Source organism: Streptomyces sulfonofaciens (genome assembly GCF_014656295.1).
Classification (GTDB): Bacteria; Actinomycetota; Actinomycetes; order Streptomycetales; family Streptomycetaceae; genus Streptomyces; species Streptomyces sulfonofaciens.
Window position 1 is genome coordinate 92,346 of the sequence record NZ_BNCD01000011.1, and the last position, 21,013, is coordinate 113,358.

Here is a 21,013-nt window from a genome sequence, read left to right on the forward strand (position 1 = left end):
CGAGTCGGCAGCCGAGCGTGGGGGACCTCCCGAAGATGGTCGTGTTCTTGTTCCTGGTCGTGGCCCTCGTCGTCGTGGTCGCCGCGGTGACGCTCGCCGCGGTGGGCGGCGGTGAGAGCGGTGTGCTCCCCGAGGCGGCGCCCGAGCGGTTCGAGGACCCGCTGCCCCCGGACCGCCCCGTGCACCGCGACGACGTCGAGGCCCTGCGCTTCCCGCTGGCCGTGCGGGGCTACCGCATGGCCGACGTGGACGACGCCCTGGGCAGGCTCGGCGCGGAGCTCGCCGAGCGCGACGCCCGCATCGCCCGGCTGGAGGCCGCGCTCGCGGGGGCGTACGCCCCGCCGGCCGGCGGCCCGCCGACCTACCGGGACTTCACGGAGGAGAATCGATGAGCACCGAGGCATCGGGCGGCGCGGCGACCGCCGGGAGCGGGCCGGCGGACGGGCCGGCGGCGCCGGGCGGGGCCGCGGTGCCCGGGCCCGACGGCGTGCCGCGCTGCCCCTGGGCGCTGTCCACGGAGGACTACGCGGTCTACCACGACGAGGAGTGGGGCCGCCCGGTGCACGGCGACGACCCGCTCTTCGAGCGGCTCTGCCTGGAGGCGTTCCAGTCCGGCCTGTCCTGGATCACCATCCTGCGCCGGCGCGAGACCTTCCGCGCCGCCTTCGCCCACTTCAAGATCACCTCGGTGGCGGCCTTCACGGAGGCCGACCGCGAGCGGCTGCTCCAGGATCCGGGAATCATCCGCAATCGCGCCAAGGTCGACGCGACGCTCGCCAACGCGCGCGTACTCGCCGAGTGGTCCCCCGGCGAGCTGGACGCCCTGATCTGGTCGTTCGCCCCGGATCCCGCCGCCCGCCCGGTCCCGCGCACCCTGGCCGACGTGCCCGCGGTCACCGACGAGTCGACGGCCCTGTCCAAGACCCTCAAGAAGCGCGGCCTGCGCTTCGTCGGTCCGACGACCGCCTACGCCCTGATGCAGGCATGCGGGCTGGTCGACGACCACCTGGAGGGCTGCGCGGCACGCGGCCGCAGCACGCACTGAGCGGTACCGCCCGGTGCCGTCCCCGGTACGCCCGGGCCCCGGCCCGGCGTCGGCCACGTTCCGGCGCCGACTCCGTCGGCGCCGACTCCGTCCGGCGTCGGCCCAGGTCCGGGGCGGACGCCGGTCAGGGGCCCGGCGTGCCCAGCACGATCCACCCGGCATGATCCGGGCGACAGACCCTAGCGGCCCAGGAACGTGGGCCGCTCCTTGTCGAGGAACGCCTGGACGGCGATCGCGTGGTCCTCGGACGCACCGGCCCGGGCCTGGAGTTCCTCCTCCTTCTCCAGGGCCTGCTCCAGCGTGTGGGCGGCGGCGAAGGCCAGGGACTCCTTGATCGCCGCATAGGCGAGCGTCGGGCCCCCGGCCAGTGCCCGGGCCACCTCCAGCGCCTCGCCGGCGAGGTCGGCGGCGGGCACCACGCGGTTGGCGATGCCCAGCTCGTACGCCTCCTGGGCCTTGATGCTGCGCGGAAAGAGCAGCAGGTCGGCGGCCCGGCCCGGGCCCACCACCCGCTGCAGCGTCCAGGAGAGACCGGAGTCCGCGGTCAGCGCCACCCCGGCGAAGGAGGTGTTGAAGGCCGCCGTGTCCGCCACCACCCGGTAGTCGGCGGCCAGGGCGAAGCCGAAGCCCGCGCCCGCGGCGACGCCGTTGACCCCTGCCACCACCGGCTTGGGCATCTCCGTCAGGGCCCGCACGATCGGGTTGTAGTGCTCGCGCACCGTGCTCATCACGCTCGTGCGGCCGGCCTCGCCGCCGGAGCCCGGCTCGCGGGCGGCGGCCAGCAGGCCGACGTGCTCCTTGAGGTCCTGGCCCACGCAGAAGGCCCGGTCGCCGGCCGCCGTCAGCAGTACCGCCCGCACCCCGGGGTCCGCCGCGGCCGCCTGGACGGCGTCCCGCAGAGCCGTCTTGGCCTCGATGTCCACCGCGTTCATCGCCGCGGGGCGGTTGAGCGTGATGGTGGCGAGTCCGTCGTTCACCTCGTACAGCACGGTATCGGCCATGGCGGGTCCCTTCGGTTCGCGGCTCGGCTCTCTGCTGTGCGGCATTCCCCGCACAGCATGACGGAGATCACGTTGCCGCGAGAGTGTGCTGGATGTGACCTGCGTCAAAGAAATTCCGCGCCGGAAGACGCCGGGAGAGGGCATGGTCGCGGCCTTCGCAACCACATCGCCGAATTGAGTGGTTTTGCGGAAGCGCGTTGCCTAAGCGATGCCGAACGATGTTGTCCATCGGGTCCTGCGATGCGGGATAATGGCCAGGAAGCAATGTGTTCGATGCCGGTGACGCCTGCCCGTGACGGGCTGTGCGCGCCCTGCTGGGGGCCGTCGGCTGAGATGAGCTGGTTTCAGGAAGGGGAACGAGCATGGCGGCCATGAAGCCGCGGACGGGTGACGGCCCGCTCGAGGTGACCAAGGAGGGGCGGGGCATCGTCATGCGAGTTCCGCTCGAAGGCGGCGGCCGGCTCGTCGTCGAGCTGACCCCGGACGAGGCCGACGCCCTTGGCGACGCCCTGAAGAAGGTCGTCGGCTGACGCGGAAGCGGCCCTGTACCCGCCCAGTGCCCCGGCGCCCACTGCGTGCTGGGGCACTGGTGTCCCCGCCCGTCGCCACGGGCGCGCACCCACGCCCCTGAACAGGCTCCCGCGGACCGGCCCCCTGCGCCGCGGGTCGCGCCGCCGGCACCGGCGGCCGACGTCCTCAGCCCGCCGTCCTGCCGCGCCCCGTCCCCCGCAGCGGGATCCCGTGGGCCCCGGCCCCGGGTCCGGGCGCGGCCGCCTCAGCGTTTGACCGCGCAGAGCAGCCCGTCCCCGACCGGCAGCAGCGAGGGCACCAGCTCCGGATTCTCCCGTACGGCCCTGACCAGTTCCCGCAGCCGCACCACCTCCGCGGGCTGCGGCCCCGAGTCGATCGTGCGGCCGTCGGCGAAGACGCCCTCGAAGCAGACCAGCCCGCCGGGCCGTAGCAGCCGCAACGATTCGTCCAGGTAGTCGAGGCACTCCATCCGGTCACCGTCGCAGAACACGAGGTCGTAGCCGCTGTCCGCGAGCCGCGGCAGCACGTCGAGCGCACGGCCGGGAATGAAGCGCGCGCGATTGCTCGCGAAGCCCGCGACGCGAAAGGCCTGGCGCGCGAACTGCTGGCGCTCGGGCTCGGGGTCCACCGTCGTCAGCACGCCGTCCGCGCGCATGCCGTGCAGCAGATGGATTCCGGAGACGCCGGTGCCGGTGCCGATCTCGGCGACCGCCTTCGCGGCCACCGTGGCGGCGAGCAGCCGCAGCGCGGCGCCGGTACCGGGTGACACCGGGCGCAGCCCCGCATCCCGGGCTCGGTCGCGGGCCCAGTGCAGCGCGTCCTCCTCGGCGACAAAGGCGTCGGCGAACGCCCAGTTCGTCTGCCGCTTGCCGCTAATGGCCCTCTCCTGTTCCCCGTAGTTGCCTGGGCGTGACTGTATCCTCCCGCGCCCCCGGCTCCGTCCGGACGGGAGGTGCCACCACCGCCGGGAACCCGCAGATGGCGCCGGACGTTGGGGAAAGGGAGAGGAAAAGTGGGGGGTCGGGATGGCCGGGAGTGACGAGCAAGTCGAGACGCAAGACCAGAAGCGCGTACCAAATTCACGTAAAAACGCTTATCCGGAGCTAACGGGCGAGGTGACTATGGTAGGGGCTCTAGTGGACACCACCAGAGCCGACAGGGGAGGTGCGGCTGAGACCGGAGACCGGGCAGGAGTGCTGAGGCGTCTGCTCAGGGCCCCGGGCGAGCCGAAATCCGTGATCAAGAACGCTGACCGTTTCCCCACCGCCGAGTCCGCACAGACCGCGACCTTCGCCGCCGACGCGGAGTCGCAGGCGTGGACTCCTCCCACCTGGGAGGAGATCGTCAGCACGCACAGCGCCCGGGTGTACCGCCTCGCCTATCGCCTCACCGGCAACCAGCACGACGCGGAGGACCTCACCCAGGAGGTCTTCGTCCGCGTCTTCCGCTCCCTGTCGACGTACACACCGGGCACCTTCGAGGGCTGGCTGCACCGCATCACGACCAACCTCTTCCTCGACATGGTCCGCCGCAAGCAGCGCATCCGCTTCGACACCCTGGGCGACGACGCCGCGGAGCGGCTGCCCAGCCGTGAGCCCTCCCCGCAGCAGGCGTTCCAGGACACCCACTTCGACGCGGACGTCCAGCAGGCCCTGGACACCCTCGCGCCCGAGTTCCGTGCCGCCGTCGTCCTCTGCGACATCGAGGGCCTGTCGTACGAGGAGATCGCCGCCACCCTCGGCGTCAAGCTCGGCACGGTCCGCAGCCGTATCCACCGCGGCCGCTCCCAACTGCGCAAGGCCCTTCAGCACCGGTCCCCCGAGGCCCGTGCCGAGCGCCGCGCGGGCAACCGCAAATTCAAGGCCATGGGCGCGGTCACCCCCGCGCTGGGCGGAGGAGGCGCAGGCGCGTGAGTGGAATCCATCCGACGGCCGCCGAGCACCACCTCGGCGACCGGCTCGCCGCCCTGGTCGACGGCGAGCTGGGTCATGACGCCCGCGAGCGCGTCCTCGCGCACCTGGCGACCTGCCCGCGGTGCAAGGCCGAGGCCGACGCCCAGCGCCGCCTGAAGAACGTCTTCGCGGAAGCCGCCCCGCCGCCTCCGTCCGAGAGCTTCCTCGCGCGCCTCCAGGGGTTGCCCGGGGGCGATGACACCGGGCCGGACCCCTACGGCGGGGGAGGACTCGGGAGCGGCGGAGTCTTCAGCGTGACCGCCCCGCCTCCGCCGAACCCTCTGAAGCCGAGGTCGCGTGAGCCCTTCTCGCTCGACCCGGCCGGTGCCCAGGACCCGGTGCTCCCCGGCGCCGGGCACGGCTTCCGCATCCATGAGGTGGGCAGGCAGGAGGGCGAGCGTTCGGCGTCCCGCGGCCGGCGGTTCGCGTTCGCCGCGGCCGGTGCCGTGTCGCTGGCCGCGATAGCGCTCGGCGGTGTCTCGGCGGGTGCTCCGACCGCGGCCGGAGGCGGCAAGCAGAGCGGTCCGCCGAGCAATGCCACCCCACTGCGCACCTCCGGCCCCGTGACGGCCGCCGACACCGGCCGTCGCAGGGGCGCCAACCAGCCCGTGGCGCGCTCCTCCGAGCGTCCCGTCGTCGGCGACCCCGCCCCGGCCATCCCCATCGCCGCGACGGCCCCCCTGCTGCCCGGGATGCCCGCACCGCCCCGTTCCCCGGAGTCCGGCCCGGCGCTCAGCGCCCCCGCACCGCTCATACGTGCGCTTCCCACGGCCGCGTACACCGCTGAGCCCGGTTCCTCCTCCGGCAGCGCGTTCGCGCCCCCCGGCGGCCTTCTGGACACGGCACCCAAGTCGGGGGCCAGCGTACGGACGGTCCGCTAGGCGCTACCTGCTTCCTGCTGCGTGCGGCCTTTCGCAACCGAGGCCCGGCGGGTTGGCGGGTCGACGGGCGGGCGTGAGGAGCTGCGGGGGGCCGCGGCTTTTCATTGGACCTCGGCCTGGCGTTCCCGTGGCCGGGGGTCGGTTGCCCGTCTCCGGGGATCGGCAGTCGGGCGGGCCGGTGACACTGCGGGCTCCGGCGGTCGCTGTGGGGCGGTTGCCGCGGGCCGGTGGCCGTGGGGCGCCCGGGGCTTTGCCGCCGAGGGGCTGTGCGGCCGGTCCCAGGCTCTGTACAGGGCTCTGCGCAGGGCTCCGGCGTCCGCCCGGGGCCGCTCGGGGCCGCTCTTCGGTCACCCGCGGACGGGTCACCCGTCCTCCGGTCACCCGTCCGCGGGTCACCCCGTCACTCGGGTCGTCCCCGCCGCCCGGGTCCGGTGACCCGTCACCCGGGCCCGTCATCCCTGCCGCCTCTGTCGCACCCTGCCGCCCCCTTCGCCCCGTGGTGTGCCGTCCGGACGGGCACCGACGGCCCCCTGAACCCGGCGGCACGGGCTCTTCCGGACGCGGGCCGTACTGGGGCCGTACTGGGGCCGTACGTCTGCGGGCCGGGGCGGGAACCTGATTGAATCCTGGGTGTACGCGCCCCGGGGTTTCCGGCTGAGGGCGTCGACAGTCGTTGTGCGGTGATCGCCGCGTGGGCGGCCGCGGGCCGCGTCATGGGCCAGGTCTGGGGAGAGCATGGACGAGGGGAAGCCCACGGAAGCGAAGTGGTGGAGCCGTCCCCGGCCGGGGACGCCGGACGACCCCCTGACGGCCGGCACACCCGGCACACCCGACGCCTCCGGAACGCAGGGGCCGGGCGCTGCCGGTGCGCGGGACACGGCGGCTCCGACGGAGGACGGCCCCGGAGAGGGCCACGGCACGCTCTCCGGGGCTTCCGCGGGCGAGGGGGTCCCCGACCCCGCGCCTGCGCCCGACCGCGCTCCAGCGGGCCCCACACCGCCTCGGGACCCCGCGTCGCCCCAGGCCCCGGCGCCCACCGGCCCCGCGGCCCGCGAGGTACCCGCAGGCGCCCCGCCCGAGGACGCCGCCACCCCGCGACCCGGCGCGCAGGACCGTCCGCGGCCCCTGCATGACCCGGACCCCTACGACACCCCTCCCTACGGCGAGCCGGGGCCCTGGGCGCCCGCGCCGCCGGTCCAGCATCCGGGGACCACACCCGCCCAGGGCACCCCGCTGCCGCCCCTGGGGGCCCCGGGGCCACTCGGCGGCACCCCGCCGCACGACACCGGCGCACCGGGCGGCACGCCTGCGTACGGGACCCCGGCCCCGATGGGCACCCCGGCGCACGGCACGCCCCTGCCCGGCGGCCTCGCCCAGGGCACGACCCCGTCCGCGCCCGCCCCGGCCCCCGCCGGCGGCACCCCCCACCACGCCCCCGCGTACCGCGCCCCCGAGCCCGCGTACGGCGGCGATCCGCACTACCAGGGCTCAGCCGCCGCCCCGGGGGCCGCGGCGCCCGGCGCCGACGCGTACACCTCCCCCGCCCCCGCCCCCGTCCCCGCGTCCGCGTCCGCCGCCGGGACCGGTGGCCAGGGGTCCGGCGGGCACTGGCAGCCGTACGACCCGTGGGCGGCACCGCTCCAGCAGACCGGGGCCGCGCCGCAGGACCGACGGCGCGGCCGGCGCGGCGGGCTCGTACGGGTGGCACTGGTCGCGCTGCTCGCGGGGCTGCTGGGCGGCGCGCTCGGCTCGCACCTGGAGCGCGACGGCGGCACCGACATCAAGCTTCCCCAGGCCGGCGTGGAGCCCAAGGAGCGCGACCCGGGCAGCGTGGCCGGGATCGCCGCCAGCGCACTGCCCAGCGTGGTGACCATGCACGTCCGCGGCGACGAGGAGCAGGGCACCGGCACCGGCTTCATCCTGGACAAGCAGGGTCATATCCTGACGAACAATCACGTGGTGGAACCCGCCGGGGCGGACGGCGACATCTCGGTGACCTTCAGCGGCGGCCAGACCGCGCGGGGCACCGTCGTGGGCCGCGACACCGGGTACGACCTTGCGGTCGTCAAGGTCTCCGGTGTCTCCGGGCTCAGGCCGCTGGCGCTCGGCAACTCGGACAACGTCCAGGTCGGCGACCCCGTGGTGGCCATAGGGGCGCCGTTCGACCTCGCCAACACGGTCACGTCCGGCATCATCAGCGCCAAGGAGCGCCCCATCACCACCGCGGGCGACGGCAAGGGCGGCGGCAGCGACGTCAGCTACGTCGACGCCCTTCAGACCGACGCCCCGATAAATCCGGGCAATTCAGGCGGTCCGCTGGTGGACGGCAAGGCGCGCGTCATCGGCATCAACAGCGCCATCCGCTCCGCGGACGACGGGCAGAGCCTGGAAGGCGGCCAGTCGGGCTCCATCGGCCTGGGCTTCGCCATCCCCGTGAACCAGGCCAAGCGGGTGGCGGAGGAGTTGATCAACACCGGTGCGGCCACGCATCCCGTGATAGGCGTCACACTCGACATGGACTACACCGGTGACGGCGCCCGTGTCGGCGACCAGGGCAACACGGGCGGGGCCGCGGTCGAGCACGGCGGTCCGGCGGACCGGGCGGGCATCCGCCCGGGCGATGTCATCACCCGGGTGAACGGCCTGCGCATCCACTCGGGCGAGGAGCTGATCGTGAAGATCCGTGCTCACCGCCCCGGTGACAGGCTCGACCTCACGTTGGAGCGCGGCGGCCCCGTCGAGGGCGACGGGCGGGACCCCGAGGACGAGGGCCGGCAGCAGAAGGTCACCCTGGTGCTCGGCGCCGCCAAGGGAAACTGACGGCGAACACCCCGGGAAGCCGGGGACCGTCACCAACGCCGCGGCCCGGGAGAGTACCGGACAGACCGGGTCCCCGGGTACCGTGGACCCGGTCCCGCCCATGGACGTCCTGCCACGGAGGACCGGCACCGTAGACCTGCCGCGGGCCGAGGACATCGCGAGGAGCTGCAAGGTGTTCAATGACATAGGCCCACTTGAGGTAGTGACGCTCGTCGTCCTCGCCGTGCTCGTCTTCGGCCCGGACAAGCTGCCCAAGGTCATCCAGGACGTCTCGCGCACGATCCGCAAGATCCGAGAGTTCTCGGAGAGCGCCAAGCAGGACATCCGCAACGAGCTCGGGCCCGAGTTCAAGGACTTCGAGTTCGAGGACCTCAACCCCAAGACGTTCATCCGCAAGCAGTTGGACAACGAGGACCTGGGCCTCAAGGAGATCCGCAACGGCTTCGACCTGAAGAAGGAGATGGCCGACGTCGCGGACGCCGTGCACGGCCGCGACGGTGACTCCGCCGCCTCCTCGGGTGCGTCAGGCGGCTCCGGGTCGTCCTCGGCCGGACGCGTGGACATGACCAAGAAGCCCGAGAAGCCCGGCCCGAGCGACCCGCCGCCCTTCGACGCCGACGCGACCTGATCGACACCCCCGGGCCCCGACCGGCGTCGCCACGTCCGACCGGCGTCGCCCCGGCCCACCGGAATCGGGCCTGTCCGACCGGTGGCGCCGCCCGTGCGAGTACGCCTACCACCGGCCGCGGCGCGCCCTCCCACCGGCCGGTTTTCCTTGATCACGCAGACCGGGTGGTTATTCTGCCTTGTTGGTGTGCGGAGCCGGCGGAAGAGTTCGCCCATGGGGTGGAACGCGCGGCTCCGACGGAAGCGAGGAGGCGCGCGGGCAGATGGAAACGACGAGCCGTATGGGTGATCAGCCGCCCAGGACACCGGGAGAACCGGGCACGTCCACGGCCGCCCCACGCCTGGTCGACGGGTTCCTCATGGCGCCGTTCCGCTGGTACGGGCTGGACGACGCCTTCATGGGGCCGCGTTGGCTGATGCACGTCGGCGCTTCGGCGGACGGATCGGTCGAGCACGGTTCGATCGGCCACGGTGACGAGCCCTCGGTGCGCAGCGAGGGCACCGAGGGGGACGGCAGGGAGCGTTTCGCGGTGGTCGTCACCGTCGGGGCCAGCCCGGTGCGGCGCAGCGCGGACGGCTCCGGAGTGCTGGAGGCCACCTCCGTCTCCTCCGCGGCCTGGCTCGCCGGCGTCGGACTGCTCTCGGTCACCTGGCCGGGGCACATGGACCACTCCCTGCGGGACGACTGGCTGGAGCAGCAGACCGAGACCGCCTGGGTGCTCGCCGACGACCTCGAAGGACCCGACTGGGCCGTGCTCTCGCTGCCGGTGGACGGGATCGCAACCCCGTTCCACTACCGCGAGTCCGAGTACGGCTGGGTGCTCGCCGGATCCACCTCCCAGGGAGTGCACCTGGGCGCCTACGGACGCGGAATGAGCGCGTACGGAGTGGGATTCTCGGTGATCAAGGACATCACGGCGTACGGCTGACCGCCGCGTACGCCCGGCTGGAGCAGGCCACCGCGGCCCGGGCCCGGTGGCCTGGACTCGGTGGCCCGGGCCCGGCGGGCGAGCCCGGAGTCCGGATCCGGCCACCTGTGCTCGTCTCCGGGCTGGAGCCCCGACCCGGTCGCCTGTGCCCGTCCGGGCCGGAGGCCGGGCCCACCGCCCGTGCCGCCCGGCTGCGCCCGGGCCCGGCGGTCCGGTCCGGCGGTCCGGGTCCGGACCGCCCGTGGCCACGGGGCCGGCCCGACCGCCGTGATCAGAACTTGTTGCGCGGCGTGATGCCCAGCGACATGCCCGCGAGGCCCCGCTCGCGTGAGCCCAGCTTGCCGGCGATGTCGCGCAGGGCGGCGCCCGCCGGGGAGTCCGGGTCGGTGATCACCACCGGCTTGCCCTCGTCACCGCCCTCACGCAGCCGTACGTCGATCGGGATGGCGCCGAGCACGGGCACGTTCGCGCCCGTGGCCCTGGTCAGGCCGTCGGCGACGAGCTGTCCGCCACCGGTGCCGAAGATGTCGACCATCTCGCCGCAGTGCGGGCAGGGCAGCCCCGACATGTTCTCGACGACACCGACGATCTTCTGGTGGGTCTGCACGGCGATCGAACCGGCCCGTTCGGCGACCTCGGCCGCCGCCTGCTGAGGAGTGGTGACGACCAGGATCTCGGCGTTCGGCACCAACTGGGCCACGGAGATGGCGATGTCACCGGTGCCGGGCGGCAGGTCGAGCAGCAGCACGTCGAGGTCGCCCCAGAAGACGTCGGCGAGGAACTGCTGGAGGGCGCGGTGCAGCATCGGGCCCCGCCAGACCACCGGTGCGTTGCCCGGGGTGAACATGCCGATCGAGATGACCTTCACACCGTTCGCGTACGGCGGCATGATCATGTTCTCGACCTGGGTGGGTCGGCCGTCCGCGCCCAGCATGCGGGGGACGCTGTGACCGTAGATGTCCGCGTCGACCACACCGACCTTGAGGCCGTCCGCCGCCATCGCCGCGGCGAGGTTGACCGTCACCGAGGACTTGCCGACGCCGCCCTTGCCGGAGGCGACCGCGTACACGCGGGTCAGTGAGCCCGGCTTGGCGAAGGGGATCTCGCGTTCGGCCTGTCCGCCGCGGAGCGAGGTCGCGAGTTCGCGGCGCTGCTCGTCGCTCATCACGTCCAGGGAGACACCGACGCGGGTGACGCCCTCGACCGCCGAGACCGCCTCGGTCACGCTCTGCGTGATCGTGTCGCGCATCGGGCAGCCGGAGACCGTGAGGTAGACGGTGACCGCCACGGCGCCGTCCGCGCCGACCTCCACCGATTTGACCATCCCCAGCTCGGTGATGGGCCGCTGGATCTCGGGATCGTTCACCGTCGCCAGCGCTTGGTGCACCGCGTCTTCCGTAACCATGACAACGATGGTACGGCGCCGCGGGCATGTTCCTCCGAGGGCGCCGGTGGTCGGGCCCGCGGTGTGAGGTGGGTCTCAGCGGTTGCGGCTGCCGTCGCCGTGGGCCCTCGGGGGCGTGCCCTCCAGCGTCCTGACGAGGTCTTCGAGCTCGGAGCGTATCCAGTCGCGGGTGGCGACCTCGCCGAGGCCGGTGCGCAGGGCGGCCACCTCACGGCTGAGGTACTCGGTGTCCGCGATCGACCGCTCGTTCTGCTTGCGGTCCTGTTCCAGGTTGACCCGGTCCCGGTCGTCCTGGCGGTTCTGCGCCAGCAGGATCAGCGGGGCGGCGTAGGAGGCCTGCAACGACAGCGCGAGCGTGAGGAAGATGAAGGGGTACTCGTCGAAGCGGACCGCTTCCGGGGCGAAGACGTTCCACCCGATCCAGACGACGACGGTGATCGTCATCCAGACGATGAACCGGCCCGTGCCCAGGAACCGCGCGATCCGCTCGGACAGCCGGCCGAAGGCGTCCGGATCGTACTCCGGCCACAGCCTGCGGCGCGGCGCCAGCGGCTGGTCCAGGCGGACGCGTGCCGGCCCCGTCCGGGCCGGCTCGCCGCGCGGCTCGCGCTCGCGGTGCTCCCGCAGGTCCCGGCGCTCACGGTCGGCCGCCATCGGCCACCTCCCCGGAGAACTGGAAGTCCGTCTCCCGCCAGTCCTCCGGCAGCAGGTGGTCGAGCACGTCGTCGACGGTGACGGCGCCGAGCAGCGCTCCGCCCTCGTCGACTACGGGTGCGGCCACCATGTCGTAGGCGGCGAAGAAGCCGGCCACCGCGGGCAGCGCGGTCTCCGGGTCGAGGGCCTGGAGGTCGTCGTCGAGCAGCGAGCCGACCAGCGAGAACGGCGGGTCGCGCAGCAGCCGCTGGAAGTGCACGGTGCCCAGGTACTTGCCGGTCGGGGTCTCCTCCGGCGGCCGGCACACGTACACCTGCGCGGCGAGCGCGGGGGAGATGTCGGGGTTGCGGACGCGGGCCAGCGCGTCGGCGACCGTGGCGTCAGGGCGCAGCACCACCGGGTCGGTGGTCATCAGGCCGCCGGCCGTGCGCTCCTCGTAGGCCATCAGCCGTCGCATGTCGGCCGCCTCGGAGGGCCGCATGAGGTCGAGCAGGCGCTCCACGTCCTCCTGCGGCAGTTCGCCGAGCAGGTCGGCCGCGTCGTCCGGGTCCATCGCCTCCAGCACGTCGGCGGCCCGCTCGTCCTTGAGCTTGCCGAGGATCTCGATCTGGTCGTCCTCGGGCAGCTCTTCGAGGACGTCGGCGAGCCGGTCGTCGTCCAGGGCGGCGGCGACCTCGGCGCGCCGCTTGGGCGAGAGGTGGTGCAGGACGTTCGCCAGGTCCGCGGGGCGAAGCTGCTCGAAGGTGGCGAGCAGGTTCTCGGCGCCCTGGCCCTGCTCCTCCAGGGTGAAGCCGGTCACCGCGGACCACTCCACGGTCAGCGTCTCGCCCTTGTGCCGCCGGAAGGTGCCGCTCCTGCCCCTGCGCACGAAGACGCGGTCGATCTCCCAGTCGCGGCGGGCCGGCAGCCGCTGGACGGACAGGTCGAGGACGGTCACCTCCTCGCCCGTCTCGACCAGCCGTACCCGGCGGTCCAGCAGCTCACCGAAGACGAGCCGCTCCGCGGGACGCTGCTGGAAGCGCTGGACGTTCAGCACGCCCGTGGTGATGACCTGGCCCGACTCGATGCCGGTGATCCGGGTGATGGGCAGGAAGATCCGGCGGCGGGTGGCCAGTTCCACGACGAGGCCGAGCACCCGGGGCGGGCGGCGCGCCAGGGTCTCCAGGCGGACGCCGTCGGCGGTGCGCTCGGCACGCGGCTCCTGGGTGCGCAGCATGACCACCAGGTCGCGGACCCGGCCGACGTGGTCGCCGTTCGGATCGAACACGGCGACGCCGGAGAGGTGGGAGACGAAGATCCGGGGGGCGCCTGCGGCCATGCTGTGCGCCTCCTTGGTGGTGCGTGACGTCCGACTCGGTGGTTCGCGACGTCCGGTGGTTCCCGGCGGACCGGAGCGGGCGTGAGCGGTTCCGGCAGATCACTTCATTGCCGCCCATATGCGCCTCAGGCTAGTCCGTCCCGGTCGGGTATGCCTTGGTGGAGGATGTGCGGGGGCGGGCCGGGCGGGGGTGCGGGACTCGCGCCGTCCCGCCCGGGAGGCACCGGTACGCTGGCGCCCGGCCGCCGGATGCGTGACCGCGATGCGTCCCGACGGCGGCGCCCCCTGACCGCTCCCGGACGAGAGGCAGCCCTCCTCGTGATCGCCATTTCCCTGCGCCGTGCCCGTCGAGCAGTACTGGTGAGGGCGGGCGCGGCGGGCGCGGGGCTGATCGTGGCGGGGGCGGCTCTGGCGGCCTGTGCGGGGGACCCGGACGCGGGGACCAACGGCGAGGGGAAGCTGCCGGCGCAGCAGATCCAGAGCGACACCCGCAAGTCCGCCCGGGCGGCGCCGACGGTGCGCCTTTCCGGCACCGTGGTCAGCAAGGGCGGCACGTACCGCCTGGACATGCGGCTCAAGGACAACGGCGGTACCGGTTCGGTCACCGCCGACGGCAGCACGCTGCAACTGCTGAGGGTCGGCGACCACCTCTACCTCAAGGCCGGTGCGTCCTTCTGGCGCGGGAAGGACGGCGAGGGGAACGCGGACTCGGCGGCCGCGGCCAAGCTGAGCGGCAAGTACGTACGGGTGCCGAAGGGGGATCCGTCGTACCAGCGGCTGAGCGGCTTCACCGACAAGGACGTGCTGCTGGACGGGCTGCTCACCCTGCACGGCGAGCTGGGCAAGGGGGACCACGGCGAGACGGCCGGCATACGCACGGTGGAGATCACCGGGGACGGCGGCGCGGGCGGGACGCTGAAGGTCTCCCTGGAGGGCAGGCCGCGCCCGGTGCGGCTGGAGCGGGCCGGAGGCGCGGGGACGCTGAGCTTCACCGAGTGGGGCAGGGCGTTCACGCTGCGGGAGCCGGCCAAGGGCGAGACGGTGGATTACGGCAAGGCGCTTCCCACGTCGTAGGCGCGTGGTGCGGGCCCTCGGGCTCCCGCACCTCCTCGGGCCTTCACGTGTCTCCCCGGCCTTCACGCGTCCCCGGCCTTCACGCGTCCCCGGCCTTCACGTGTCCCCGGCCTTCACGTGTGCCCGGGCCTCCGCGCCTCCTTCGGGCTCCGCGGGCCTCGGGTCTTTCGCGCGTCCTGCTGCTGTCCGTCCGTACGCGCGCGGGTCAGGGCCTGCGGGACCTGCCGCGGCGGCTGAGGAGCAGCCGGGGAAGGGCCGCGGGGAGCGGGTTGCGGGTGGTCGCCGCGGTGGGCAGCGGGGGTGCGGCCCCCGAGGCCGGGGCGAAGTCCGTCGTGGACGACTGCGGGTCCAGGCGCAGGACCCTGCACTCGCGCGCCCAGCGCTCGGTGACGGCCTCTCCGTCGGGGGCGTTGAGGCGCTTGCCCTTGAGCTCGGCGGCGACGGCCTGCCAGTCGGGCGACTCGGGTGCCAGCTCCGTGACGGTGGCGGTCCAGACGACCAGCCGGCCGCCCTTGTCCTTGCTGCGCACGGTCACCCGCGCCGTACCGCCGTCGGCGAGGCCGGGCAGCGGCTGCTCACCGGGGCCGTCGCCGACCAGGTGCGCCGCGCCGTCGTGCCAGACGTGCCACAGCGCCCGGACAGGACCGGTGCCCTGCACCCAGATCAGTCCGGACTTCTTCGTGGCCTCCTCGACGAGGGCCCGGCCGAGCAGCTCGCTTGTCATGGGCCCCAGCGTAGTGAGACCCGGCGCGGCGCCGACAGGGCGGGCCCGCCTGGGAGCAGGGCCCGCGGTACCGGCGCCGGGGCCGACGGGTCAGAGCCAGCCGTTGCGCTTCAGCGCCCGGTGGATGCCGTAGCAGATCGCGACCGTGACCCCCATGACCATCGGGTAGCCGTAGCGCCAGTGCAGTTCCGGCATGTGCTCGAAGTTCATGCCGTAGACACCGCAGACCATCGTCGGCACGGCGATGATCGCCGCCCAGGACGTGATCTTGCGCATGTCCTCGTTCTGCGCGACGGAGGCCTGGGCCAGGTTGGCCTGGAGGATGGAGTTCAGCAGCTCGTCGAAGCCGACGACCTGCTCCTGCACGCGCGCGAGGTGGTCGGCCACGTCGCGGAAGTACTTCTGGATGTCCGGGTCCACCAGCCGCATCGGCCGCTCGCTCAGCAGTTGCATGGGCCGTGCCAGCGGTGCCACCGCGCGCTTGAACTCCAGGACCTCCCGCTTGAGCTGGTAGATCCGGCCGGCGTCCACACCGCGCGAGGTGCCGCGGCCGTTCTTGCCGGGCGCGGAGAACACCTCGGTCTCCACCTCGTCGATGTCGTCCTGCATGGCGTCGGCGACGGCCAGGTATCCGTCGACGACGTGGTCGGCGATCGCGTGCAGTACCGCGGACGGGCCCTTGGCCAGCAACTCGGGCTCGTCCTGGAGCCGGTGCCGCAGGCCACGCAGCGAACCCTGCCCGCCGTGCCGGACGGTGATGAAGAAGTCCTTGCCGGTGAAGCACATCACCTCGCCGGTCTCCACGACCTCGCTGGTGGCGGTGAGTTCGGTGTGCTCGACGTAGTGGATGGTCTTGAAGACGGTGAAGAGGGTGTCGTCGTAGCGCTCCAGCTTCGGCCGCTGGTGGGCGTGCACCGCGTCCTCCACGGCCAGCGGGTGCAGGCCGAACTCGGCGGCGATGACGGCGAACTCCTCCTCGGTGGGCTCGTGCAGCCCGATCCAGGCGAAGCCGCCGCGGCTGCGTACGTGCAGCTTCGCCTGCTGCGGCGTGAGCGCCTGCGTGGGCTCGATGCGGTATCCCTCGCGGTAGACGGCGCAGTCGACCACGGCGGACGGGATGCGGGCCGCGGGCGTGCGGGGGGTGTCGTAGGGGCTGTAGGCGGTGCCGTCCTTGCGGATGGAGGGACGGACGGCGGCGCGCAGGTCGCGGATCATCGACATGGGCAGGCTCCTTCGCGGGCGGGCCGCCGGCGACGGTTGGAACTACCCGGAATGAGGACGTCCGACGTGCTGACTGTCTCCCGTCGGGCCTTTTCGGCGCCGGGGGCGTTTCGCACGTCCACAAAGCGGGGAGCACCGCACCGTCGCGGAGGCAGCTTCGCTGGTGGTGCAGACGGAGGCGATCACTTGGATCGGATGGGCACGAAGCGCTCTTCCGTGGCGCGCCGGATGATCTTGACGCAAACGCAGGCGGGCAGCTTCCGGTACTCCGGAGCTACGTGACTCAGCGGTCGGAAGAGCGGGTAGTACTGCACGGTCGACTTCGGTCCACTGCAGTCCCACCTCCTCCGGCCGGTCCCCCTTGAGGGAAGTCCACAGCGTCGAGGCTGAGAGCGACGCTTCTGCGTGCTGCCCCGACCAGCGGCCAAGCTTATCAGCCGACCGGGGTGTCAAGACCCGCTTCGGCGCTTTGCATACGGTGCGACGGGGCCCCGCCGCACCGGGACGCGGGCCCGCGACCGGCCGGGCGGGGCTCTGCCTATGCTCCCGCCATGGCAACGGCTGATGTTCTGGCGCTGGTGGAAGCCCGTCTGGTGGCCGCGTTCGGCGAGCCCGACGCACGGGCCGCGGTGACGTTCGTGGGCACCGACCGCATCGAGGTGCTGCGCTTCTGCGGCGGCGGGGGCGCGGGTGCCGAACCTCACACCGGGTCAGCAGGCGGCCGGGGCGTGGTGCGGTACGCGACGCTCGGCATGGCGGCCCGGCCGATGACGGACCCCGCGGCGGTGGTCGCCGATCCGGTGCGGGGACCGCGTGCCGAGTTGGTGCTCTCGATGCGCCCGGGTCTCGCGGACACCGACAAGGTGCTCAGGCCGCTTGCCGTGCTGGCCGCCTCGCCGCAGGTCGAGGGCGTGGTCGTGGCGCCGGGCGGTTCGCTGGACGTGGGGGAGCCGCTGTGGCCGGGGGGCCGGTTCAGCTCGGTGCTGGTGGCCGAGCCCGGTGGCCTCGTCGAGGATCTGGAGCTGGATCCGCCCCTGGACCCCGTGCGGTTCCTGCCGCTGCTGCCCATGACGCGGAACGAGGCCGCCTGGAAGCGGGTGCACGGTGCTCCCGCGCTCCAGGAACGCTGGCTGGCCGCCGGAACGGACCTGCGCGATCCGCTGCGCCGGTCCGTCCGGCTGGACTGAGGCGCGCGGACCGCCGCACGCGTCACCGCGGGCGACGGGGCCGAGCCGTGCGCACCGCCCGCCCGCCGGTCCGTCGGGCCGCTCGTCCACCGGTCTGTCCGTCGGGCCGCTCGTCCACCGGTCTGTCCGTCGGGCCGCTCGTCCGTCGGTCTGTCCGTCCGCCGGCCTGTCCGTCCGTCGGTCCGTCAGTCCGCGAAGACCGCTGCGCCGTCCTCCGTCGCATGCTGCGGCGCCCGCTCCTGCGCCTCGTGCGTGAGGGCCCGCCTGCGGACCGCGACCACCGCCGCACCGGCCACCGCCGCCGCAGCGGCGACCACGAACGGCATGCGGATGTCGCTCCACTCCTCGATCCTCGGCGCGAGGTAGGGCGCCGCGGCCGCCGCGAACCACCGGACGAAGTTGTACCCGGCGCTGGCCACCGGCCGGGGCGCGTCGGAGACGCCGAGTGCGAGTTCGGTGTAGACGGTGTTGTTCACGCCGATGAGGGCGCCGGACAGGATCGTGCAGACGACGGCCGTGGTGTGGCTGCCGTAGCCGAGTACGAGCACGTCGGCGGCGAGCAGCAGCAGCGAGCCGCCCAGCACCCGCAGCGACCCGAACCTCGCCTGCATACGGGGTGCGATCAGCACGGAGAAGACCGCGAGCAGCACGCCCCAGGCGAAGAACACCGCACCGGATCCGTAGGGGCTCATGTCCAGGACGAACGGCGTGAAGGCCAGCACCGTGAAGAAGGTGTAGTTGTAGAAGAACGCCGAGGCGGCCGCGGAGGCGAGCCCGCCGTGGCCGAGCGCCCTGATCGGCGCCAGCAGGGACGTCCTGCGTGCGGGCCTCGGCTGTTCCCCCAGGAACACGGCGATGCACACGAATCCGATCGCCATCAGCGCGGACGTGCCGAAGAAGGGGTAGCGCCAGCTCGCGTCGCCGAGCAGTGCGCCGACCAGCGGCCCGCAGGCCATCCCGAGCCCCAGGGCCGACTCGTAGAGCAGGATCGCCGCCGCGCTGCCGCCCGCGGCGGCGCCCACGATCACGGCGAGGGCGGTGGAGACGAAGAGGGCGTTGCCGAGACCCCAGCCGGCCCGGAAGCCGACCAGTTCGCCCACCGAGCCCGAGGTGCCGGACAGCCCCGCGAAGAGCACGACCAGCGCCAGACCGGCCAACAGGGTCCTGCGGCCGCCGATCCGGCTGGAGACGAACCCGGTGACCAGCATCGCGACCGCGGTGATCAGGAAGTACGAGGTGAAGAGCAGGGAGACCTGGCTCGGTGTGGCCTTCAGCCCCGTGGCGATGGACGGCAGGATCGGGTCGACGAGCCCGATGCCCATGAAGGCCACGACGGACGCCCCGGCGGTCGCCCAGACCGCCTTCGGCTGACGGAGGAGCCCTCCGGCACCCGCGTCGAACGGATCCTCGGCCTCCTGGGCCCCGCCCACCGCCGCCTCCGCCCGGTTCCCGCCGGTGGCCTCGGCCGCCCCGTGTCCACCGACCGCCGCGACCGTCCCGTGCCCACCAGGCGCACCGGGCGCCACGACGCCTGCCGGGGCCGGGCCGGGTTCCGTGACCGCTTCCGCGCCCGGCCGGGGCCCCCGATCCGTGACCGCTTCCGCGCCCGGCCGGGGCCCCCGATCCGTGACCGCTTCCGTGCCGGGTTCCGTCCTGGTGCTCATCCGTGCCGCCTCCAGCGCCTCCGAATTGGTTGGTCTTTACACATAATAAGTTAGGTCCCCTAATAAGTGCAAGCTACACGCATATTTCCCCGCTCATCACTCCACCGGACGAGTGGTCTTTCGTTTGATCGTCCTTGACGCGACGACGGCCGGGGAGGACCGTTGGGCGTTATGAGGGGCGAACCCAGTTGCCCGAAGTGCGGCGGCCGGGTCAGGGCTCCCGGACTGTTCGCCGACTCCTGGCAGTGCGATGTGCACGGGACGGTGCATCCGCTGCAGCCTGTGATCCCGCCGAGCGTCGAGGCCCTGAGCGTGGCGGTGCACCGCGCCGAGGTACCCGTGTGGATGCCCTGGCCCCTCCCGGTGGGCTGGCTGTTCACGGGTGTGGCCTACGCGGGCGATGACCGGAGCGGTGGCAGAGCCACCGCCGTCGCGTGCTCGGGCCCGGGGCCGCTCGGGGGCGTGGGCGAACTGGTGCTGGTCGCCGAGGAGCTGGGCGTGGGACTCGGCGCCCGCTACGCGGGCATACGCGGGCCCGACCCCGGCGGCTATCTGCACGTGGAGAAACCGCCCCAGACCAAGGTCCTGGCGGCCGGCCGGCCGAGCCCGCTCTGGCTGGTCTCCGGGGCCCCGCAGGACCGCGCCGTCTTCGCCGGTGAGGCGTGCGGGCTGTGGCTGTGGGCGATCGTCTGGCCGGAGCAGTCCGGGCTGCTGATGTACGACGAGCTGGTGCTGACGGACCTGCGGGACGCGGGTGCCGAGGTCGACCTCCTGCCCTGCGGCGCGCTCAGTCCGCGGATCCTCGCGCCCGACAGGATCTGACCGGCGTTCCGGCGTTCCGGCGTTCCGGCGTTCCGGCGGCGCGGTCCCGGCCCCGCTCCCCGCGGTGTGCGCGTCGCCGGCCGCCTCGGGTGTCGCCCTGGTGGGCCGCTATTCTTCAGGTGCCCGTGGACCCCGTCAGAGCTGGAGCGCCCCTCGTGCTCATCGATCTGCACACTCACTCGGCCGCCTCCGACGGTACGGACACCCCCGCGGAGCTGGTGCGCAACGCAGCGGCCGGCGGTCTCGACGTCGTGGCGCTCACCGACCACGACACCACCCGGGGGTACGCCGAGGCCATCGCCGCGCTCCCCGGCCTCGACCGGAACCTCACGCTGGTCACCGGGGCCGAGCTGTCCTGCCGTCTTGACGGCGTGAGCATGCACATGCTGGCCTACCTCTTCGACCCGCAGGAGCCCCGGCTGCTGGCCGAGCGCGAGCTGGTCCGCGACGACCGCACACCGCGCGCGCACGCCATCATCGGCAAGCTCCAGGGACTCGGGGTGCCGGTCACCTGGGAGCAGGTGTCGCGGATCGCCGGCGAGGGCTCGGTGGGCCGGCCGCACATCGCCGAGGCCCTGGTCGAGCACGGTGTGGTGCCGACCGTCTCGGACGCCTTCACCCAGGAGTGGCTGGCCGACGGCGGCCGCGCCCACGTCGAGAAGCACGAGACGGACCCCTTCGAGGCGATCCGGCTGATCAAGGCGGCCGGGGGTGTCGCCGTCTTCGCGCACCCGGGCGCCGCCAAGCGCGGCCAGGTGGTGCCGGAGGAGTCGATCGCCAAGCTCGCCGAGGCCGGACTCGACGGGCTGGAGGCCGACCACATGGACCACGACCAGCCCACCCGTGAGCGGCTGCGGGCCCTCGCCGGAGACCTGGGCCTGCTGGTCACGGGCTCCAGCGACTACCACGGCAGCCGCAAGACCTGCGTCCTCGGCGAGCACACCACGGCCCCCGAGGTCTACGAGGAGATCGCCCGCCGGGCCACCGGCGCGCGCCCCGTCTTCGCGGGGGCGTGAGTCGACGTCTTCGCCCGGGCGTGAGCAGACCTTCGCCCGGGCGTGAGCAGACGTGCGCAAGCCCCCTTACGCCGTGCTGCGTACGGGGGCTTGCGCGTGTGTGCTGCTGAGCGTGTCGCGTTTGTCGTGCCGAGCGCTCGCG

19 protein-coding genes and 1 pseudogene are annotated in these 21,013 nt (G+C 73.3%); 12 read left to right on the plus strand and 8 right to left on the minus strand.

Features of this window, described 5'->3' with window-relative positions:
* Window positions 1-35: 35 nt before the first annotated feature.
* Both IE313_RS18925 and IE313_RS18930 read left to right on the plus strand, forming a co-directional pair.
* A complete protein-coding gene (locus IE313_RS18925) occupies window positions 36-392 on the plus strand; it encodes a DivIVA domain-containing protein (protein ID WP_189934020.1) in 357 nt (118 codons plus the stop codon).
* A complete protein-coding gene (locus IE313_RS18930) occupies window positions 389-1,045 on the plus strand; it encodes a DNA-3-methyladenine glycosylase I (RefSeq protein WP_189933724.1) in 657 nt (218 codons plus the stop codon). The genes IE313_RS18925 and IE313_RS18930 overlap by 4 nt, the downstream gene beginning before the upstream one ends.
* Before the next feature lie 179 nt (window positions 1,046-1,224).
* Here the strand turns inward: IE313_RS18930 and chcB are convergent, their stop codons facing one another.
* Window positions 1,225-2,046, minus strand: coding sequence for a 2-cyclohexenylcarbonyl CoA isomerase (chcB, locus tag IE313_RS18935; RefSeq protein ID WP_189933726.1), 822 nt, complete (start codon window positions 2,044-2,046; stop codon window positions 1,225-1,227).
* Window positions 2,047-2,408: 362 nt separating this feature from the next.
* On the opposite strand from chcB, the gene IE313_RS18940 reads away from it, so the two are divergent.
* Window positions 2,409-2,576, plus strand: coding sequence for a DUF3117 domain-containing protein (locus IE313_RS18940; RefSeq protein WP_003966491.1), 168 nt, complete (start codon window positions 2,409-2,411; stop codon window positions 2,574-2,576).
* A gap of 245 nt (window positions 2,577-2,821) precedes the next feature.
* On the opposite strand, the pseudogene IE313_RS18945 reads toward IE313_RS18940, so the two are convergent.
* Window positions 2,822-3,536: pseudogene (locus IE313_RS18945) on the minus strand (O-methyltransferase).
* Window positions 3,537-3,698: 162 nt separating this feature from the next.
* On the opposite strand from IE313_RS18945, the gene sigE reads away from it, so the two are divergent.
* The 5 genes from sigE (at window position 3,699) to IE313_RS18970 (ending at window position 9,786) form a co-directional block, all read left to right on the plus strand.
* The gene (gene sigE / locus IE313_RS18950; RefSeq protein WP_189933728.1) at window positions 3,699-4,490 is read left to right on the plus strand and encodes an RNA polymerase sigma factor SigE; all 792 of its coding nucleotides are present in this window, start codon (window positions 3,699-3,701) and stop codon (window positions 4,488-4,490) included.
* Window positions 4,487-5,410: an anti-sigma factor family protein gene (locus tag IE313_RS18955; protein ID WP_189933730.1), complete on the plus strand. Its 924-nt coding sequence runs from the start codon at window positions 4,487-4,489 to the stop codon at window positions 5,408-5,410. Before sigE ends, IE313_RS18955 begins: the two co-directional genes overlap by 4 nt.
* A gap of 735 nt (window positions 5,411-6,145) precedes the next feature.
* The gene (locus IE313_RS18960; protein ID WP_189933732.1) at window positions 6,146-8,230 is read left to right on the plus strand and encodes a trypsin-like peptidase domain-containing protein; all 2,085 of its coding nucleotides are present in this window, start codon (window positions 6,146-6,148) and stop codon (window positions 8,228-8,230) included.
* 172 nt (window positions 8,231-8,402) lie between these two features.
* Entirely contained in the window at window positions 8,403-8,858 is a 456-nt protein-coding gene (locus IE313_RS18965; protein WP_189933734.1) for a sec-independent translocase, read from the plus strand.
* Between the two features lie 262 nt (window positions 8,859-9,120).
* Entirely contained in the window at window positions 9,121-9,786 is a 666-nt protein-coding gene (locus tag IE313_RS18970) for a hypothetical protein (RefSeq protein WP_189933736.1), read from the plus strand.
* 271 nt (window positions 9,787-10,057) lie between these two features.
* On the opposite strand, the gene IE313_RS18975 is transcribed toward IE313_RS18970, so the two are convergent.
* The 3 genes from IE313_RS18975 to IE313_RS18985 all read right to left on the minus strand — a co-directional run bounded on the left by IE313_RS18975 (window position 10,058) and on the right by IE313_RS18985 (window position 13,163).
* Window positions 10,058-11,191, minus strand: coding sequence for an Mrp/NBP35 family ATP-binding protein (locus IE313_RS18975; RefSeq protein WP_189933738.1), 1,134 nt, complete (start codon window positions 11,189-11,191; stop codon window positions 10,058-10,060).
* A 75-nt stretch (window positions 11,192-11,266) separates the two neighbouring features.
* Window positions 11,267-11,845 carry a DUF1003 domain-containing protein gene (locus IE313_RS18980; protein ID WP_189933740.1) on the minus strand — a complete coding sequence of 193 codons (579 nt, stop codon included), beginning with the start codon at window positions 11,843-11,845 and terminating at the stop codon, window positions 11,267-11,269.
* On the minus strand, window positions 11,829-13,163 hold the full coding sequence (locus IE313_RS18985) for a magnesium transporter MgtE N-terminal domain-containing protein (protein WP_189933742.1): 1,335 nt from the start codon (window positions 13,161-13,163) through the stop codon (window positions 11,829-11,831). The genes IE313_RS18980 and IE313_RS18985 overlap by 17 nt, the downstream gene beginning before the upstream one ends.
* Before the next feature lie 318 nt (window positions 13,164-13,481).
* Between IE313_RS18985 and IE313_RS18990 the strand changes: the two genes are divergently transcribed.
* On the plus strand, window positions 13,482-14,237 hold the full coding sequence (locus IE313_RS18990; protein ID WP_373317023.1) for a hypothetical protein: 756 nt from the start codon (window positions 13,482-13,484) through the stop codon (window positions 14,235-14,237).
* Window positions 14,238-14,442: 205 nt separating this feature from the next.
* Here IE313_RS18990 and IE313_RS18995 read toward each other — a convergent pair whose 3' ends face one another.
* Window positions 14,443-14,961 carry a hypothetical protein gene (locus IE313_RS18995; RefSeq protein WP_189933744.1) on the minus strand — a complete coding sequence of 173 codons (519 nt, stop codon included), beginning with the start codon at window positions 14,959-14,961 and terminating at the stop codon, window positions 14,443-14,445.
* Window positions 14,962-15,051: 90 nt separating this feature from the next.
* Complete coding sequence (locus tag IE313_RS19000) at window positions 15,052-16,182, minus strand: magnesium and cobalt transport protein CorA (protein WP_189933746.1); 1,131 nt, start codon at window positions 16,180-16,182, stop codon at window positions 15,052-15,054.
* A 551-nt stretch (window positions 16,183-16,733) separates the two neighbouring features.
* Here IE313_RS19000 and IE313_RS19005 point away from each other — a divergent pair.
* Window positions 16,734-17,369 carry a suppressor of fused domain protein gene (locus tag IE313_RS19005; RefSeq protein ID WP_189933748.1) on the plus strand — a complete coding sequence of 212 codons (636 nt, stop codon included), beginning with the start codon at window positions 16,734-16,736 and terminating at the stop codon, window positions 17,367-17,369.
* A gap of 185 nt (window positions 17,370-17,554) precedes the next feature.
* Here IE313_RS19005 and IE313_RS19010 read toward each other — a convergent pair whose 3' ends face one another.
* The gene (locus IE313_RS19010) at window positions 17,555-18,799 is read right to left on the minus strand and encodes an MFS transporter (protein ID WP_189933749.1); all 1,245 of its coding nucleotides are present in this window, start codon (window positions 18,797-18,799) and stop codon (window positions 17,555-17,557) included.
* 405 nt (window positions 18,800-19,204) lie between these two features.
* Here IE313_RS19010 and IE313_RS19015 point away from each other — a divergent pair, with 405 nt between their 5' ends.
* Window positions 19,205-19,855, plus strand: a complete 651-nt coding sequence (locus tag IE313_RS19015; protein ID WP_189933751.1) for a DUF6758 family protein — start codon at window positions 19,205-19,207, stop codon at window positions 19,853-19,855.
* Window positions 19,856-20,010: 155 nt separating this feature from the next.
* Entirely contained in the window at window positions 20,011-20,871 is an 861-nt protein-coding gene (locus IE313_RS19020; protein WP_189934026.1) for a PHP domain-containing protein, read from the plus strand.
* Window positions 20,872-21,013 lie beyond the last annotated feature (142 nt).